This window comes from Cribrihabitans neustonicus, assembly GCF_048820895.1.
In the GTDB taxonomy this organism is placed as follows: Bacteria; Pseudomonadota; Alphaproteobacteria; order Rhodobacterales; family Rhodobacteraceae; genus Cribrihabitans_A; species Cribrihabitans_A neustonicus.
The window spans coordinates 1-16,942 of the sequence record NZ_JBMERQ010000011.1; the positions used below are offsets into that span (position 1 = coordinate 1).

The following is a 16,942-nucleotide window of genomic DNA, read 5'->3' on the forward strand; positions in this document are numbered from 1 at the left end:
CCAGGCCTGGGACGCGCTGCGGGTGGCCGGGTCGTCCGACGGCTACGAGATCTCCAACGTCTGGGTCAGCGACGTGCGCGACGACGCGTTTGAAAACGACACCCCCTCCAACGGCAGCATCCGCGACAGCCTGTTTGACGGCGTGTTCTCCGGCATCAGCCTCGGCCACCCGAACATGAGCGACGCCTCCCACAAGGTGCTCGAGCTCGACGGCGTGCTGATGCGGATGGAATCCTACCTGTTCAAGGGCGACATGACCCACCAGTCGCCCTTCAAGATGGAAGGCAAGAGCCCGCAGCTGAGCATCTCCAACAGCGTCTTTGCCATCGACGACGTCGATCACGTCGGCGACTCGCGGCTGCAGACCGCCTGGGACAAGACCATCCATTCCTCCAACAACGTGTTCCTGAACCTCTCCGACAAGCCGCTGCCCGGCGATTACCCGATGCCGCCGTCCGGCTGGACCGTGCTGCAGGGCGAGGAGGCGCGCGACTACTGGGAGACGGCCCGCGCCGACTGGATCGCCAGCCGCGGCGAAGAGGACCCGCGGGATGCCGGCCCGGCCCCGGAGCCGGTGGAACAGCCCGAAGAGCAGGGGACGGACCAGCCGAAGGACAGCGGCGGCAGCAAGGACGGCAGCAAGGACGGCAGCGGGGCGCGGCCGCTGAAGGGCACCAAGGGCGACGACGACCTGGCCGGCGGCGCCGGCGGCGAGGTGCTGCGCGGCCGCAAGGGCAGCGACGAGCTGCACGGCCGCGGCGGCGATGACGCGATCTACGGCGGCGCCGGCGGCGACGTGCTGCAGGGCGGCGCAGGCGAGGACGCGCTGCACGGCCGCAAAGGCAGCGACGCGCTGCAGGGCGGGGCCGGCGAGGACGTGCTGACCGGCGGTGCCGGCAGGGACGCCTTCATCTTCGGCACCGCGCCCGATGGCAGCAATGTGGACACCATCACCGACTTCAAGCCGGGCACCGACAAGATCGTGCTCGACACCTCGGTGTTCACCAGCCTCAGGGGCAGCGGGGACACGCTTGCCGCAGCGTCCTTCGAGACCGGCTCCAGCGCCGAAGCGGGCAACGACCACATCATCTACAAGTGGAAGACCGGCGAGCTGTTCTACGATGCCGACGGCTCCGGGCGCGGCGCGCAGGTGCAGTTTGCCCAGCTCGACACCCGGCTGGACCTCGGCGCCGACGACTTCCTGCTGATGTGATCGGCGGCTTCCGCCCCCCGCAGGCCCCGCGCCCCCCGCGCCCGGGCCTGCGGGGCACACCGCCCGGACCGCCGCCCCTCCCGGGGCGGGCAGAGCCCTGGCTTGGGCGCCGGCCTCCGGCGCCCTAATCCGTTTAGGCGTGTTCCCCTCATCCTCCTGGCGCCTGCGGCCGGCCAGCGCCCGCCGCCGCCTCCGGACGAGCAGGGACCTACGTCAAAAGGATAACTATTCAAAGACCGGACCCGGACCGCAGACTGAATGCACAGGACCACGGACTCCGTGGCCCGGCATTCGGGTTCTTAAGGAATTGTTCCAAGGGATTTCAGACGGGCGGCACGGCACAGCACCCGCCCCCGGACCTCCAAGAGCCCCGAAACCCGGCCCGCGCAGCCGCCCGGTCACTGGAGTTCAGCATATGGGGGTATTGATGGACAACCAGCCGCAGAAAGGCCGCGCCGCCGCAAGCCGGCCGGTGGCAAGTGCCACGGACGCTGCCCGCGGGGCCGCAGCGCCAGCCGCTGCCCGCGGGGCGGCAGCAGGGGTGGCAGCCCCGCCCGCGGGGGCGGAGATTCCGGCCATTCCGGCCGCGCCGGCGGTTTCCCCGGTCATTTCCCCGGCCCGCGCCCGGCGCCTCAGCGCCGCCGTGCTGGGCGGCGCGCCCGCCTTCCGCCGCACCCTGCACGTGGGGCGGCCGAACATGCCCGACCAGCAGGTTTTCCTCGGCCGCATCCAGGAGGTGCTCCGCAGCGGCCAGCTCACCAATGGCGGGCCGATGGTGCAGGAATTCGAGGCCCGCGTCGCCGAGATCGCCGGCGCCCGCCACTGCATCGCCACCTGCAACGCCACCACCGGGCTCGAGCTGGCAATCGGCGGGCTCGGCATGGCGGGGGATGTGATCGTGCCCTCCTTCACCTTCATCGCCACCGTGCATGCGCTGTGGCGCCAGGGCGTGCGGCCGGTGTTCTGCGACATCGACCCGGTCACCCATTGCCTCGATCCCGACTGCGTCGAGGCCGCGATCACCTCGCGCACCACCGGCATCCTCGGGGTGCATCTGTGGGGCAACTCCTGCGCCAGCGAGCGGCTGCGGGAGCTGGCGCGCGAGCACGGGCTGAAGCTGATGTTCGACGCGGCGCATGCCTTCGGCTGCCAGCCCGCCCGGCCGCAGGACGGCTATCTGGGCGATGCCGAGGTCTACAGCTTCCACGCCACCAAATGCATCCACGCCTTCGAGGGCGGCGCCATCGTCACCAATGACGACGAGGTCGCGGCCCGGCTGCGCTACATGGTCAATTTCGGCTTTGCCGGCGAGGACCTGGTCGCGCATCTGGGCACCAACGGCAAGATGAACGAGGCCTCCGCCGCGATGGGGCTCACCTCGATCGACGCGATGGACCGCTTCTTCGGCCACAACCGGGAGAATTACGCCGCCTTCGCCGAAGGCCTGGCCGGCCTGCCCGGGCTCAGCCTGATGCCGCGGGCGGCGGCGCGGCGCCACAGCTACCAGTATGTGGTGACCGAGATCGATCCGGAGGCGGCCGGGCTCACCCGCGACGAGCTGGTGGCGGCGCTGCGGCTGGAAAACGTGGTGGCGCGGCGCTACTTCCATCCCGGCTGCCACCGCATGCAGCCCTATGCCGGGCTGTCGCCGCGGGCAGGCCAGACCCTGCCGGTCACCGAGGCGGTGTCGGAGCGGGTGATGGTGCTGCCGACCGGCACCCAGATCAGCCGCCAGGACGTGGCCAGGATGTGCGCCCGCATCGCGGCGCTGCTGCGCCAGGCACCGGCGGTGCGCGCCGCGCTGAAACACTGCGAGGACCCGCGCCTGCCGCATTTTGCCCCGCTGCGGGCGGGGCACCACTGAACCGCCGCTGCCCCCCTGCGGCGGCGTCCGCGCGGCCTGGCCCGCGCGGCGGAACCAGTCCGGCCGGGCCTGCGTGAACGGGCAGGTGCGGCCGGGGCATGCGTGAACGGGCATGCGCGGAACATGGGGAGGGAACGAAGGATGACTGCACCGGATCACACCGAACCGGAGGGCGCCCAGGGCTCCAGGGCCGCCGGCGCCTCCGCTGACCGGCCCGGGGACGGGCCCGCCGGCCGGCTGGCGCATGCGCCGGGCCTGCCCGGCGCGGACGGGGCGGCGCGCTGCGGCGCCTGCCGCAACTGCGGCGGCTGCGGCGCCGCGGCCGGGCAGCGGCCGGAGACCGCATGACGGCCCCGGCCTCTCCCGGCGCCGGGCCAATGGCCGCGGCGGAGGCGCGGCGCCTCGGGCTGCGCAACTTCCGCGCGGTGTTTGCCGGGCGGCTGGTCTCGGCGCTGTCGGTCTGGATGGCGCTGGCGGTGCTGGCCAAACTGTCGGATCCGGCCACCGTCGGCCTTTACGCGCTGGCCCAGGCGCTCTGCATCCCGATCGCCGAAACCGCCAAGATGAGCCTGCGCGAGGTGCGCTCCAGCGACACCGCCCAGGAGTTCGGCTTCGGCGACTACCTCGGCCTGCGGCTGCTCGCCGCTGCCGCGGCGCTGCTTCTGATGCTGGCGGCGGGGCTGGTGCAGACCGGCGGGACCGCGGTGATGCTGCTGATCCTGCTCTATGCGCTGGCGCGCTGCGCCGAGCTGGTCTCGGACATGATCTACGGGCTGTTCCAGGCGCATGAGCGGATGGAGTACATCGGCCGCTCGCTGTGCCTCCTGGGGCCGCTGTCGCTGCTGATGCTGGCGGGCGGCTACTGGCTCACCGGCTCGCTGACGGTTGCGGTGCTGGGGCAGCTGGCGGCGCATCTGGCGGTGCTGGGCTTCTACGACCTGCCGCGGGGGCGGCAGCGGGCGCGGATCCGGGGCGACGATTTCCGGCCGCGCTGGCAGCCCGCCCAGCTGGCGCGGCTGGCCCGGCTGGCGCTGCCGCTGACCTTTGCCACCCTGCTGATCATCGTTGCGCTTTACTTCCCGCGGCTCGTGGTCGAGCGGGCGCTGGGGCTGGCCGAGCTCGGGCTGTTTGCGGCGATCCTGGCGCTGGCGATGGCGCCCGACCGGCTGATCAACGCCATGGGCATTGCCGCCAGCGTGCGGCTGGCCCGCCATTTCGCCGCCGGGCGGCGCCCCGAGTTCCTGCGCCTGCTCGCCACGCTCACCCTGGGGGTGACCGCCGGCGGGCTCGCCGGGGTGCTGCTCTGCGCCCTGTTCGGCGCCGAGATCCTGCGCTTTGTCTATACCGAGGCCTATGCCGGGCAGCACGCGCTGCTGGTCTGGCTGATGGTGGCGGCCACCCTGCGCGGCGCCGCCAACATCCTGCGCTACGGGGTGGTGGCCGCGCGCCGCTTCTGGTGGCTGGGCGCCCAGAACGGCGCCGCGGCGCTGGTGGCGGTGGCGGCCTGCCTGATCCTGATCCCGCGCTACGGCCTGCCCGGGGCCGGCGCCGCCATGGTGCTGGTCTTTGCGGTGCAGCTCGCCATCGTCCTTGCCGCCCTGGCCCAGGCCCTGAAACCGCAGGCCCGGAAGCCTGCCCCGCACACGGAGTCCCAGCCATGAAAGTCTCAGTCTCGGTTGTCACCTATCAGCATGCCAAGACCGCGCGGCAGGCGGTCGACAGCGTGCTGCTGCAGGAAACGGATTTCGATTTCGAGGTGGTGATCGGCGACGATGCCTCCACCGACGGCACAAGGGAGATCCTGGAGAGCTACCACCGCTTTGCCCCCGCCTCGGTGAAGACGCTGCTGCGGCGCGGGAATGCCGGCGATGCCGGGCTGACCAATGTGCTGGCGACGATCGACGCCGCGGAAGGCGAATATATCGCCTTCCTGGACGGCGACGACTACTGGACCGATACCGCCAAGCTGCAGAAGCAGGTGGACTTCCTCGATGCCCATCCCAACTGCGCCGTCTGCGCCCACCGGGTCGAGCATCTGCACGACAACGGCCGCAGCGCCCTGTCGCCCAACGCGCCCCGGGGCACCGGCAGCTATGATGTCGGCGCCCTGATCCTGCGCAATTTCGCCCCGAAGATCTCCACCATGGTGCGCCGCAGCGCGCTCGCCGACCTGCCCGGCTGGTACCGCAGCACCAGGGTCGCCTCGGCGGACTGGCTGCTGAACGTGCTGGCCGGCCGCCACGGGCAGATCGGCTTTCTCGATCAGGTGATGGCGGTGCACCGCATGCACGGCGCCAGCGTGATGGCAAACCACGGCGCCGTGCGGATGCTCTCGGACAAGCTGAGGGCAATCGCCGTACTGCAGCCCTGCCTGCCGCAGAAGCGCCGCGAACTGCAGCAGCTGCGCCGCCAGCTTTTGTGGAAGCGGCGCGCCGCGCATTGGACCCCGGGCGCCTTCCAGGTGCTGAAGCGGCTGAACGAGCTCGCCCGGCCGCAGCCGCGCGTCTGAGGCCACCCGCCGCCCGCGCCTTCCCGCTCCGCAAGCCGGGCAGGGAGGCACGGGCAGGGGCGCGCGCGTTCAGCCCCCAAAGACCCCTGACGCGCGCGTCCCGCATCCGGGATCCGGGTGATGCCGTATCTGCAGGAGGGGCAGGGGGTGGCAGGAGGGGCAAGGGGGTGTCAGGGGGTGTCTGCGCGCGGCGCGGCCGCCCGGGGCCCCTGCGGACGGGGCCCGGCGCAGGAACCGCACAGGAATCGGCACAGGGGCCAGGCCCCTGTCACCAGCCTCTGTCACCGGCACCTGTCACGGGAGCGCGCGCCCCAGGGGATCCTCCCCGGGGGCGTCACAGGGGCCCGTCACAGGGGCCCGTCACAGAGACCCGGCACAGAAGCCCGGCGGCGGCTAATGCCGGGTATGCAGCTGGTTCAGCTTGAACGCCGCTTCGGTCCGGTTCACCACATTCAGCTTCTTGAGGATGTTGCGCACATGCACCTTCACGGTGTTCTCGCACATGCCCAGTTCGAAGGCGATGGTCTTGTTCGGCTTGCCCTGGCGCAGCGCCTCGGCCACCGCGGACTGGCGCGAGGTCAGCCGGTCGGTGCAGGGCGGCGGCGCCGCCGGTTTCTCCTTCAGGATCGCCTGGCGCAGATCCTCCAGCGCGGGCCCGGTCAGCAGGAAGCCGCCCGAGGCGGCGGTGCGGATCGCATCCACCACGCCCTTCAGCCCGATGCTGGCCGGAATGTAGCCGTTCACGCCGCATTCCAGCACCGCCGCCATCCGGCCGATCTCCTCGCAGTCCGACAGCACCACCACCGGAACCGGCGCCGCAGCCTTCACCAGCCGCCGGGCGGCGGCCAGGCTATCGCCCTCGCGCATCTCGGCCTGGGTGAGGCAGAGGATGACCGCATCCGGCGTGCGGCCGGGCGGGCTCGCCGCAAGGTAGCCGTCAATGGAATCGCAGCAGGCCAGGCTCACGCCCGGATGCAGCAGCCCGATACTGTGCGACAGGCATTCCTGCCAGAGCCGCTGCTTCTCGACGATGACGAAATGCGCGCGCCGCGGCCCCTTCCCGGGCACCGCTGTCTTTGGAACACTATCCCCATCGTTCAGAACCTTCCGCGCAGCGGACGCCAAAACAGGCTCCCCACTGCGGGAGTCAATAACCTTCCCCCTCAACTTTCCGCCCCCACACTATTTACACAAACACTTCGGCTCTGCTGGCCGCCGTGGAACCCTCACCGGTGAATTCCGGTACAGACAATTTTACATGATAACCCGAAATGGCCGTAAAACAAACCCGGCGCCATCCCGGGCGCCGGGCGCTCCCGGTGCCGGACGGGCGCTTTATCAACATAACGCGGATTACAGGGCGCCAATCCGCTCCCGGGCGCAGGGCCCGAAGCGGCCCGCGGCATTTCCCCTATCCTGCCGGAAGAAAAGAAAAAGGGATGCGGCCTCTCAAAACGGCCGCACCCCATCCTCCGGCGCCGCGCAGGCGCGCCGGGTCAGAACAGAAAATCATCCGCATCGAGCCGGCCGGGGCGATCCGGAAAAAGGCGATACGGAAGTCCCCGGGCGCCCCTGCAGGCAATAGGATCAACGGTTCAGATGCCCGTCACAGGCGGACATTGCAAAGAAAGGCCTGCCGGGCGGTTCCCGCGGCGGTCAGCTGGAAACGCCTTCTCACCCTGGCCCATTCCCTGGCTCGTCCAGGATGATCCTCTCCAGGCGCGTGCTTGCCTCCGGCTCCCATTGCGCGCGCAGGCCGCGGACATATTCCGCATCCGCCCGCAGCCGCACCCGTTCCTTTACCAGGATGCGCCTGACAGTTCGCCTCACCAGTTGGGCGAGGCGTTTTACCATCGGCAGGGAGGGCCTGATCGTTTTCAGCGTTTCGTTCCGCCCGCCCTTGGTCCTGGGTGCCGATGCCCCCCAGGCCAGATACGGCTGCTGACCGGGAGCCGCCTCCCGCCAGAACAGGGCGCCATCGGCGACCAGGTCCAGTCCGCACCCGATGGCGGCGGTGATGACTTCCGCTTCAGCCGCCGCCAGCCGGACCTTTTCTTCAGCCTCTTTCAGCCGCTTTTCCCCGGCAAGCCGGGCAGCCCTTGCCTCAGAAACCGAAAGTTGTTCTGCACGGCAGCGCTGGATCAGCTGCCGCTGCTTCCCGGCCAGACTTGCGATTTCTTCCTTCTTCGCGGCCAGGGCCTGCTCCAGGCGGTTCCGCTCACCGGACATCCGTTCTAACTTCTCTTCCTCCGCCTTCCTCGCAGCCACTTTAAACCGGTGGTTTTCCGCTGCCTCCTCCACCCTCGCTTCATACCTCCGCGCCTCAGCCTCCGCTGCATCCCGGCGGCGGTTGGCTTGCTCCGTTTCCAGCGCGGCCTGCCTCATACGGGCCCGCGTCTCCCTGTTTGCGCGCTCGCGCGCCTTCTTGATCGCGGCCTGGGCCAGAGCCCGTCCGTCCGCGGCGGTTTGTTCCGCTTCCGCCCGCGCCCTGCGGCACTCTTCCACGCGCCATTGCGATGGCGGTACATGGCGCCTTTTTTCGGGCAGCGGCCTGCCTTCTGCGCGCGCCCCGCGCCGGGCCGCGGCCCGGCGCTCTCCCCTGATGATCCCGATTTTCCCAAAGGCTTGCCCAGCCAAATCCTGAGCATGCTCATAGTTCTTCAGAAGCGGATTCATTGAGGGCTGCAGGAGGATCTGGCGGCCCCGGTTCGCGGATCGCTTTTCTGCCCAGACCGCCACGATGAAGTGGATATGACAGGCCTCCTCATCGGCGTGAGACACGGCATAGCGCAGCTGGCCGCCAGGGAAATGCCGGGTCAGGAACTCTATGGCCGTGTCCCGGAAGAGAGCGGCACGTTCCGGATCCCATTCCAACACCCCAGCCCCACCACACCAGGCCTTGTTGACCGACAGCAGCCCTTCGCGCAGAGGTCCCGCACGGCAGGTCCGCCACGGGTCCACCGGCCCCAGCGCCTCCACTTTCACGGCGTCCCTGATACGCGACCTGGCCCTCAAAGCGCGTAGCTGCTCTTCAAAATTATGCTCCCGCATCCCGGCAACTTCTTCGTGGATCCGCTGTTGCCACCCCGGTTCCCCGGAGAGGACCTGATTCAATCCGGACAGCCCCCGAGCGACGTGGTCCAGATCTCCGCCGCGGCGCTTGTCATGCATCGAGAACTTGCCCAATTCCCGTGGGAACAGCCCTTGGAACCGCAGAACGACAGGTGCTTGGTCAAGCTTTACGGGCGGGGCTTGGGTGAATTTGGGCTGTAGGGTCATCTTGCATCACGGATCTGCTTCTCTGATCCAAGTCTCCGCGAAGACGGCGAAAATCCCGACAGCCTTTTTTGATTTTGAAAGTCTTGTACTCATTAGGCAAGTTGCAAGCCTATCTGGCACAGGATGCCCGCCAAGGGGCGTGCCAGCGATGAAGTCTCATGAAAATCGAGTTCCAATGAGGTAACCGCGTAACGCAAGTGCAACACGCCGCGATACACCCGCAAGCCATTGATTTCTTTTATTTTAATGTATGTATGTATCTATGTAACAGATAAATATATATATAGAGAGAGAGACTCTCATGCATATAGAGTCATCTCTACAAACACATTTCTCCAGCGTTACGGCCGCTACACCGTTACATTTAAATTTTATTCATGTATTTCAAGCACTTACGTGAAACACGCGCGAAAGCGCCCTCGATACGTAAGAACAAGCCGTTTCTTTCGCCCCTCCGGCTTCGCTTGGCCCGACGTGCCATGGCATAGGGCAGATTGACCGGGCGGCCCCGTACGACAGCCGGAAAATCCGGATTTTCCGCGCACCTCCTGGAATTCGCGCCGGGCTGGACTCAGCCGCACCTCTTCCGCTGCCCTCAGGGCTCCGGAAATGTGGATAACTGCCGAAAACACCCCCCAAACCCCGCTCCGCAGAGTTCCGCCCTACTTACTTTTTTCGACCGGTCCCGCCAGAATCGTGAGGCAAACGAAAAAAAGCAGGAGAACAATTGATATGGCGAAATTCGAAATCAGCGATGCAAAAGGCAGCGGTATCGCAATCTCCGTGCATTTCAGCGAGAGTGACAAATCGGTCTTCAAGACGGTCGCATGGAACCCGGACGAAGCCAGCTGGTCCGCCGCCTGGCAGCCCCGCTGGACCATCATGACCTGGCTGAAGGAAGCCGAAGAGGAGAAGATCCAGCCCGATGACTGCGGCATTGAAAGCCTGAAGCATGGCTTGGCCAGCCCCCGCACGCTCTCCGCAGACGAGATCGAAATTCTCGAGGAAATCCAGCGGGTAACCGGTCTGTGCCCTCACGAGCTGGACTCGATTCTGGATGAGCTCCACGGCTGGGAGGTGATCACGGAGAAGATGATTGCCGGCAATGCGCCGGGAGCGTACCGGGATGAGGCGCTCGCGATCGTCAAGTGCGCGCGCAGGCCCATGCTGTTGCAAGCCGCTCAGAGGATGAGCGCATATTGCGATATCGAAATGGCCTTAGTGCCCAGCCATGGCCCGGAGGCAGTCCCGGTTCACTAACCCAGTGGACCGGGAGAGCGGGGAGAAAGAAATGGAGGCTCGACGGATGAGATGGATGGGGCAGCCTAGTTTCCCCTGCCCCCTTGGCCCGCGGGAGGACACAGCCCCTGCCTTTCCTTTGGCCCGCGGAGGCTCCGCTCAATGGGTGACCGGCTTGCCCGCCCGGCCGCCGCCGCGCAGGCGCGCCGGGTCAGAACAGAAAATCATCCGCATCGAGCCGGCCGGGGCGCAGGTCCTCCAGCAGGATCTCTCCCGCGCCGGTACCAATCAGCGTGCCGCCGTCCTGGCGGCTGATCTCCAGGTCCGCAAACCGCTGCGCCGCGCTGCGGCCGAGGCCGGAAAGGCTGATCCGGTCCGCGCCGGGGGTGAAATCCGCAATCCGGTCGGTGCCGTGGCCGCGGGTGAAGACAAACACATCCGCGCCCGCACCGCCCGCCAGCCAGTCGGCACCGGCCCCGCCCTCGAGCCGGTCGCGGCCGCCATTGCCCCAGAGCCGGTCCTGGCCGCCGCCGCCCGCCAGCCAGTCGCCGCCCGCCCCGCCTTTCAGCCGGTCGCCGCCCGCCTGCCCCTCGAGCCGGTCCTCCGCCGCACCGCCCCAGAGGCGGTCCGCCGCCGCGCCGCCGCGCAGATGGTCCGCACCCGTGCCGCCCCAGAGGCGGTCGCCGCCGCCATTGCCCCAGAGAAAATCGCCGTCTTCGCCGCCTTTGAGCCGGTCCCCGCCGCCGCCGCCCCGCAGGCGGTCCGCCCCCGCGCCGCCCGAGAGCAAGTCGGTGCCGCCCTGGCCCCAGAGGCGGTCGTCCTCCGCCCCGCCCCAGAGCTGGTCCGCGCCGCTGCCGCCCCAGAGGCGGTCCGCCCCCTCGCCGCCCCAGAGGCGGTCGGTGCCGCCGTGGCCCGTGAGCACATCATCGCCGCCCAGCCCGTCCAGCCGGTCGCCGCCTGCGCCGCCCGCCAGCCGGTCATCGCTGCCGGTGCCATAGCGCAGCCCGCCCTCCTGGCCGACCGGCGGCGCCAGGCCCATCCGGTGCGGGGCCGCGAACTGCAGCGCCGGGCCAAAGACGCCGGCAAGCGTGAGCGGCTGGCCATCGGCGTGCAGGAGCTCGATCCGGGTGTCCTGCACCTGCAGCACAAGGCGGTCCCCGCTCTCGCGCACGCCAAGCTGCGCCGGGCTGTAGAGCCCCTCAAACAGCGACAGATCAAGGCGGTCCTCGCCCGGGGTGAAATCGCGGACCGTGACCGGCGCCGCGGCGGGACCGATGACGAAGACATCCTCGCCCGCGCCGCCGGTCAGCCAGCCGCCGCCCGCGCCCGCGGCGAGCACGTCATCGCCATCCGTGCCGCGCAGCGCCTCGCGCCCGGCGCCGCCGGTGCGGGTTTCGCCCAGCGTCCCGGGATCCAGGCTGAACTGGCTGATGCCGCCCTGGCCCGAGGCCGCAAAGACCTGCAGGGCGCCGTCCAGCACCGCGGCCTCCAGCGACGTGACATTGCTGAGCCCCAGCCCGGCGGCATTGGCCAGGCTCTCCACATGCACCAGCCGCCCGCCGGGCAGCATCCTGAGCAGGCTGAGCCCGTCGTCGGCGCCCGCCGCCAGCACCAGAACCTCGCCCTGCACCACCACCACCTCCAGCGCCTGCACACCGCCAAAGCGGGTGGCCAGCGTGTCGCTGATCTGATCGGCAAAGCTGAGCGCGCCATCGCCGCCCACCCGCACCAGGGTGAGGCTGCCGTTGCCCGCCGCGCCCAGCAGCGCCCAGGCCTGGCCCTCCGCCTCGAACACCTCCAGCGCGGTGAGGCCCGCTGCCGCCAGCCCCTCCGCCGCGCCCAGCTGGCTGCCCGGGCTGAGCGCGCCGGTGCGGGGATCGATGCAAAAGCTCACCAGCCCGCCGCTTGCGCTGTCCGCGGCCAGGAGCACCGGTCCGTCCGCGGTCTCTGCCACCGCCAGCCGGGCGGCGCCGGGCAGCGCGTAGGGCGCCTCGCCCCCCGCCGCCCCGGTGCGGTCCCCGGCCCCGCCCGCCGCATCCAGCCGCCAGCCCTGCAGCCGGCCATTGCCCGCGCCGGTGCCGTAGACGGCGCATCTGCCGCCCTCCAGCTGCGCCACGGCGAGGGCGGCAAAGCCCGCCGCGTCCGCCCCCGCCAGGGCCTGGCCGCCCTGATCCGCGAGGCCGCCGCCCGGCAGCAGCCGGTGGAAGATGAGCTCGCCCTGACCGGTCATTTCCCGGATCAGCCGCAGCCCGCCGCCCGCCTCCGCGAGCTGGAACGCACCGGTCTGCAGGTCGGCATCCCCATGCAGGCTCTGCCCCGCCGCCGCGGCCAGCCCGCCGCCCGGCTGAAGCTGCCAGCGGCTGATGCCGCCGTTGATGCCGGTGATGGCATAAAGCGTGGCGGCGCCGTCCTGCACCGCGATCTCCAGATCGCGCAGATCGGTGCCAAAGAGCAGATCCCCTGCCGCCAGCCGTCCGGTGAATGCCAATGCCATTGCGCGCGCTCCCGTGCATGCGTCCTCGGAGCGCAACCTGCGGGGGCAACAGACCGGTTTGCGGGCAGCAAAGCAGGCAAAACCGGGGCGATTGTTTACAGATTGACGACAATTGCAGGGGACGCGGCGGCAGGGCTCTCCGCCTGCCCCCGCCCCGTTGCGCCGCGGCCGGGCGGCGGCTTAGCGCGGAATTGAGGCAGGCTGCGCCAGTCTGGCGCCCATCCCCTTGCCCCCGCCCGGGCCTAATTGGCCCGCCGCGCCACAGGAGCCCCGCCGATGAGCCAGACCTCGCCGATCCTCGCCCTGCCCTATCTGATGCCCTCCCAGGCGCAGAAACACGTGACCCACAACGAAGCCCTGCGGATGCTCGACGCGCTGGTGCAGCTCGCCGTCGCGGAGTTCGGCGCGGAGGTGCCGCCGGCGAGCCCCGCCCCGGGCGCGGCCTATGCGCTGGGGGCCGCGCCGCAGGCCGCCTGGGCAGGCCACGCGGCGGAAATCGCGGTCTGGCAGGGCGAGGGCTGGCTGTTCCTCGCCCCCCGCCCGGGCTGGCGCGCCTGGGGCCTGGCCGGGAGCGAGCTCAGGGTCTGGGACGGCAGCGCCTGGATCCTGCCGCCCGCGGAGACCCAGAACCTCGCCCGGCTCGGGGTGGGCACCAGCGCCGATGCCGGCAACCCGCTGTCGGTGGCAGGGCCTGCAACGCTGCTCAGCCATGGCGGCGGCGGCCATCAGCTCAAGGTGAACAAAGCCGCCCCCGCCGAGACCGCCGCGCTGCTGTTCCAGTCGAACTGGAGCGGCCGGGCCGAGATGGGGCTGGCGGGCAATGACGATTTCTCGATCAAGGTCTCCGCCGACGGCAGCGCCTGGAGCGAGGCGCTGACGGTGGCCGCCGCCAGCGGCCATGTGGGCCTCGGCACCGCCAGCCCCGGCGCGCATCTGGAGATCGCGGGCGGCAGCGGCGACTACCTGCTGGCCGGCGGCGGCACCCCCGCCTTCCGGCTCGGCGCCGATGGCAACGGCGCCTGCGCGGGCGCCTGGACCGGCGGCGGCGCCGATTATGCGGAATGGTTCGAATGGGCCGACGGCAACCCGGGCGCCGAAGACCGCCGCGGGCTGCCGGTGGTGCTCGAGGGCGCCAAGATCCGCCCGGCGCAGCCCGGCGAAACGCCCATCGGCGTGATCAGCAGCAACCCGGCGGTGATCGGCGACGGCGATCTGGGCGGCTGGAAGCACCGCTGGCTGCGCGACGCCTACGGCAGCCTGCTGCGCGATCCGGAAGGAAAGCCGCTGGAAAACCCCGCCTATGATCCGTCACAGCCCTATCAGCCGCGCGCGGCGCGCCCCGGATGGGCACTGGCGGGGCTTCTCGGCAAGCTGCGCCTGCGCCGGGGCCAGCCCGCCGCCCCGGGCTGGATCCGGATGCGGGAGATCACCCCGGAGGTGGAGGAATGGCTGGTGCGCTGAACCCCCGGCCGGGAGCCTTCCCCCCCTGGCGTGCTACCCTTTGGCGCCCTGCCCGCGGGCATAGACATCCTCGTAGCGGATGATGTCGTCCTCGCCCAGATAGGCGCCGGTCTGTACCTCGATCAGCACCACCGGCACCTTGCCGGGGTTCTCCAGCCGGTGTTTGGCGCCCAGCGGCACATAGACCGACTGGTTCTCGCTTACCAGCACCGCCTCGCCCTCCACAGTCACCCTGGCGGTGCCCTCGACTACCACCCAATGCTCGGCCCGGTGATGGTGGCTCTGCAGGGACAGCGCCGCGCCCGGGTGCACGTGGATGCGCTTGACCTGGAAGCGGTCCCCCACGGCCAGGCTCTCGAACCAGCCCCAGGGCCGGTGGTCCTTGGGAAAGCGGGTGGCCTGGGGGGCGCCCGTGGCCTTCAGCGCCGCCACCGCCTGCTTGACATCCTGGGCGCGGGAGGCATCGGCCACCAGCACCGCATCCGGCATCGCCACCGCGATGATATTCTCCAGCCCGATGCCGACCAGCTCCAGCCCGGCGTCCTCCGAGCGCAGCAGGCTGTCCGCGCAGTCGATCGCGGTGGCATTGCCATGCGCCACCACCCCGCGCGCATCGGGCTGCGCTTCGCGCCAGACCGCGTCCCAGCCGCCCAGATCCGACCAGCCGCCGGCAAAGGGCACCACCGCGAGGTTCTCCGCCTTCTCCATCACCGCATAATCGATGGAAATATCCGGCGCCCCGGCCCAGGCCTCCGGGTCGAGCCGCAGGAAGCCGAGATCGGGGCGGGCCTGTTCCACCGCCGCCTCCACCGGCGCCATCAGTTCCGGCGCGTGCTGCCGGAAGGCGGCGAGGATGGCCTGCACAGAGAACAGGAAGATGCCCGCGTTCCACAGGTACTGGCCCGAGGCCAGCATCGCTTCGGCACTGGCCCGGTCCGGCTTTTCGACAAAGCGCTTCAGCGCCAGAGGACGGGGCGCAAAGCCGCCGGGATCCCCGGCCAGCTCCAGATAGCCATAGCCGGTCTCGGGCCGGTCCGGGGCGATGCCGAAGGTGACCAGGCGGCCTTCGCGCGCCGCCGCCGCGCCGGCCTCGACCGCGGCACGGAAGGCGGCCGCGTCGGGCACCACATGGTCCGAAGGCGCCACCAGCATCAGGCCTTCGGGGTCGCTCTGCTCCAGCTGCAGCGCCGCCGCCAGCACCGCGGGCGCGGTGTTGCGCCCCTCCGGCTCGATCAGCACCGCGCCGGGATCGATGCCTGCGCCCGCCAGCTGCTCCGTGACGATGAAGCGGAAGTCCGAATGGGTCAGCACCATAGGCGCGGCAAACCCCTCCCCCGACAGCCGCCGGGCCGAGGCCTGAAACAGCGTGCTGTCCCGGGTCAGCGGCACGAACTGCTTGGGATAACTTTGCCGCGACAGCGGCCACAGCCGGGTGCCGGAGCCGCCGCAGAGAAGAATGGGGGTGATCATGAGCTGCCCCGACGTTTTCTTTGAGCCTGTATTTGGGCTCAGGTTCGCAGGTCCAGGGCAGCCGCGCAATCACTACGTGGGCTGCAGCGGCTCAGCCGGTCTCCCCAGTGCGGTGCCGCTTACGCCAACCCCACCACGTCGATCAACTTCAGCCCCTCCGGCAATTTTCCCTTCAGACCTGCAAATGCTGAGTGCTTGACCAGCACGCAGGCTACATCCGCAGCCGTCAGCGCCGCTTCCAGATCCGAAAGCACGATGCCGCCTTCGCCCAAATTGCCCGGCAGCGCATCGATATGCGGCTCCACCGCGAGCACTTGGCAGCCCAGCTTGCTGAGCTCCGAGGTGATCCCCAGGGCAGGGCTTTCCCGCAGATCGTCGATATCCGGTTTGAACGCCAGGCCCAGGCAGGCCACCTTGATGTCTTCCATGGACCGGGACGGGTCCGCCGCCAGCACGTCCAGGACCGCCTCGCGCACCTTCTGAAGCACCCATTTGGGCTTGCCGTCATTACCGTCGCGGGCGGCGCGGATCAACTTGGCCTCATCAGGCGCCGAGGCCACAATGAACCAGGGATCCACAGCGATGCAGTGGCCGCCGACACCGGCGCCCGGCTGCAGGATATTGACGCGGGGGTGTCGGTTGGCCAGCGAAATCAGCTCCCAGACGTCGATGCCGAACTTGTCGCAGATCACCGACAGCTCGTTGGCAAAAGCAATCTGTGCATCGCGCGAGCTGTTCTCGGTAAGCTTGCACATCTCGGCGGTCTTCGCGTCCGTGACGATGCAATCGCCCTGCACCACCTTCTTGTACATGGCAATCGCCATCTCGCTGGCGCGTTCGGTCATGCCGCCGATAATGCGGTCATTTTCCACCAGCTCGCGCACCACATGGCCGGGCAGCACCCGCTCGGGGCAATGGGCCACCTGCACGTCGGCGGCATTGCCGGCGTCCTGCGGGAAGCTCAGATCCCGGCGCGCTTCCGCCAGCCAGGCCGCCATCTGCTCGGTGGCGCCAATTGGCGAGGTGCTTTCCAGCACCACCAGGTCGCCCGCCTTCAGCACCGGGGCAATCATGTTGGCCGCCGACTGGATATAGCTCAGATCAGGCTCGTAGCCTTCCTTGAAGGGAGTCGGCACCGCAATGACAAAGGCCTCGGCCGGCTCAGCCTCGAGGGTGGCGCGAAGTTTGCCGTCGGTGACCGCCTTATGCACGATCCCGTCCAGCTCCGGCTCGACGATGTGGATCTTGCCCGCATTGATCGTTTCCACCACCTTGGGGGAGACATCCACTCCGATGACTTCAATGCCCCTGGCGGCAAACAGGGCGGCGGTCGGCAGGCCAATATAGCCCAGGCCAATCATGGAAATACGGTCAAACATCTTGCCCTCGCTCTCCGGTTTTTTTGTAGTCTGC

The 16,942-nt window shown here is 69.4% G+C and carries 12 protein-coding genes; 7 read left to right on the forward strand and 5 right to left on the reverse strand.

Annotation, left to right across the window (positions count from 1 at the left end; all coding sequences use genetic code 11):
• From ACOHWE_RS16995 to ACOHWE_RS17015, 5 genes are all read left to right on the forward strand, one after another.
• A partial coding sequence (locus ACOHWE_RS16995) for a M10 family metallopeptidase C-terminal domain-containing protein (protein WP_420667918.1) occupies window positions 1-1,213 on the forward strand: 1,213 nt, incomplete at its 5' end.
• Window positions 1,214-1,628: 415 nt separating this feature from the next.
• A complete protein-coding gene (locus ACOHWE_RS17000; protein WP_420667919.1) occupies window positions 1,629-3,077 on the forward strand; it encodes a DegT/DnrJ/EryC1/StrS family aminotransferase in 1,449 nt (482 codons plus the stop codon).
• Between the two features lie 141 nt (window positions 3,078-3,218).
• Entirely contained in the window at window positions 3,219-3,425 is a 207-nt protein-coding gene (locus tag ACOHWE_RS17005; RefSeq protein ID WP_420667920.1) for a hypothetical protein, read from the forward strand.
• A complete protein-coding gene (locus ACOHWE_RS17010) occupies window positions 3,422-4,738 on the forward strand; it encodes a lipopolysaccharide biosynthesis protein (protein ID WP_420667921.1) in 1,317 nt (438 codons plus the stop codon). The genes ACOHWE_RS17005 and ACOHWE_RS17010 overlap by 4 nt, the downstream gene beginning before the upstream one ends.
• Window positions 4,735-5,586: a glycosyltransferase gene (locus ACOHWE_RS17015; RefSeq protein WP_420667922.1), complete on the forward strand. Its 852-nt coding sequence runs from the start codon at window positions 4,735-4,737 to the stop codon at window positions 5,584-5,586. The genes ACOHWE_RS17010 and ACOHWE_RS17015 overlap by 4 nt, the downstream gene beginning before the upstream one ends.
• Before the next feature lie 393 nt (window positions 5,587-5,979).
• Here the strand turns inward: ACOHWE_RS17015 and ACOHWE_RS17020 are convergent, their stop codons facing one another.
• Both ACOHWE_RS17020 and ACOHWE_RS17025 read right to left on the reverse strand, forming a co-directional pair.
• Complete coding sequence (locus ACOHWE_RS17020) at window positions 5,980-6,654, reverse strand: LuxR C-terminal-related transcriptional regulator (RefSeq protein ID WP_420667923.1); 675 nt, start codon at window positions 6,652-6,654, stop codon at window positions 5,980-5,982.
• A gap of 606 nt (window positions 6,655-7,260) precedes the next feature.
• Window positions 7,261-8,865: a plasmid recombination protein gene (locus ACOHWE_RS17025; RefSeq protein WP_420667924.1), complete on the reverse strand. Its 1,605-nt coding sequence runs from the start codon at window positions 8,863-8,865 to the stop codon at window positions 7,261-7,263.
• 732 nt (window positions 8,866-9,597) lie between these two features.
• Here ACOHWE_RS17025 and ACOHWE_RS17030 point away from each other — a divergent pair.
• On the forward strand, window positions 9,598-10,125 hold the full coding sequence (locus ACOHWE_RS17030; RefSeq protein ID WP_420667925.1) for a hypothetical protein: 528 nt from the start codon (window positions 9,598-9,600) through the stop codon (window positions 10,123-10,125).
• Between the two features lie 190 nt (window positions 10,126-10,315).
• On the opposite strand, the gene ACOHWE_RS17035 is transcribed toward ACOHWE_RS17030, so the two are convergent.
• On the reverse strand, window positions 10,316-12,598 hold the full coding sequence (locus tag ACOHWE_RS17035; protein WP_420667926.1) for a hypothetical protein: 2,283 nt from the start codon (window positions 12,596-12,598) through the stop codon (window positions 10,316-10,318).
• A gap of 276 nt (window positions 12,599-12,874) precedes the next feature.
• Here ACOHWE_RS17035 and ACOHWE_RS17040 point away from each other — a divergent pair, with 276 nt between their 5' ends.
• The gene (locus tag ACOHWE_RS17040; RefSeq protein ID WP_420667927.1) at window positions 12,875-14,059 is read left to right on the forward strand and encodes a DUF2793 domain-containing protein; all 1,185 of its coding nucleotides are present in this window, start codon (window positions 12,875-12,877) and stop codon (window positions 14,057-14,059) included.
• A 33-nt stretch (window positions 14,060-14,092) separates the two neighbouring features.
• Here the strand turns inward: ACOHWE_RS17040 and ACOHWE_RS17045 are convergent, their stop codons facing one another.
• Entirely contained in the window at window positions 14,093-15,529 is a 1,437-nt protein-coding gene (locus tag ACOHWE_RS17045) for a mannose-1-phosphate guanylyltransferase/mannose-6-phosphate isomerase (RefSeq protein WP_420667928.1), read from the reverse strand.
• 119 nt (window positions 15,530-15,648) lie between these two features.
• The gene (gene wecC / locus ACOHWE_RS17050) at window positions 15,649-16,908 is read right to left on the reverse strand and encodes a UDP-N-acetyl-D-mannosamine dehydrogenase (protein ID WP_420667929.1); all 1,260 of its coding nucleotides are present in this window, start codon (window positions 16,906-16,908) and stop codon (window positions 15,649-15,651) included.
• Between the last annotated feature and the right edge of the window lie 34 nt (window positions 16,909-16,942).

Coding starts and splice junctions, on each gene's coding strand:
- ACOHWE_RS17000 (WP_420667919.1), top strand. CDS start 1,629: ATGGGGGTATTGATGGACAACCAGCCGCAGAAAGGCCGCGCCGCCGCA.
- ACOHWE_RS17005 (WP_420667920.1), top strand. CDS start 3,219: ATGACTGCACCGGATCACACCGAACCGGAGGGCGCCCAGGGCTCCAGG.
- ACOHWE_RS17010 (WP_420667921.1), top strand. CDS start 3,422: ATGACGGCCCCGGCCTCTCCCGGCGCCGGGCCAATGGCCGCGGCGGAG.
- ACOHWE_RS17015 (WP_420667922.1), top strand. CDS start 4,735: ATGAAAGTCTCAGTCTCGGTTGTCACCTATCAGCATGCCAAGACCGCG.
- ACOHWE_RS17025 (WP_420667924.1), bottom strand. CDS start 8,865: ATGACCCTACAGCCCAAATTCACCCAAGCCCCGCCCGTAAAGCTTGAC.
- ACOHWE_RS17030 (WP_420667925.1), top strand. CDS start 9,598: ATGGCGAAATTCGAAATCAGCGATGCAAAAGGCAGCGGTATCGCAATC.
- ACOHWE_RS17035 (WP_420667926.1), bottom strand. CDS start 12,598: ATGGCATTGGCATTCACCGGACGGCTGGCGGCAGGGGATCTGCTCTTT.
- ACOHWE_RS17040 (WP_420667927.1), top strand. CDS start 12,875: ATGAGCCAGACCTCGCCGATCCTCGCCCTGCCCTATCTGATGCCCTCC.
- ACOHWE_RS17045 (WP_420667928.1), bottom strand. CDS start 15,529: ATGATCACCCCCATTCTTCTCTGCGGCGGCTCCGGCACCCGGCTGTGG.
- wecC (WP_420667929.1), bottom strand. CDS start 16,908: ATGTTTGACCGTATTTCCATGATTGGCCTGGGCTATATTGGCCTGCCG.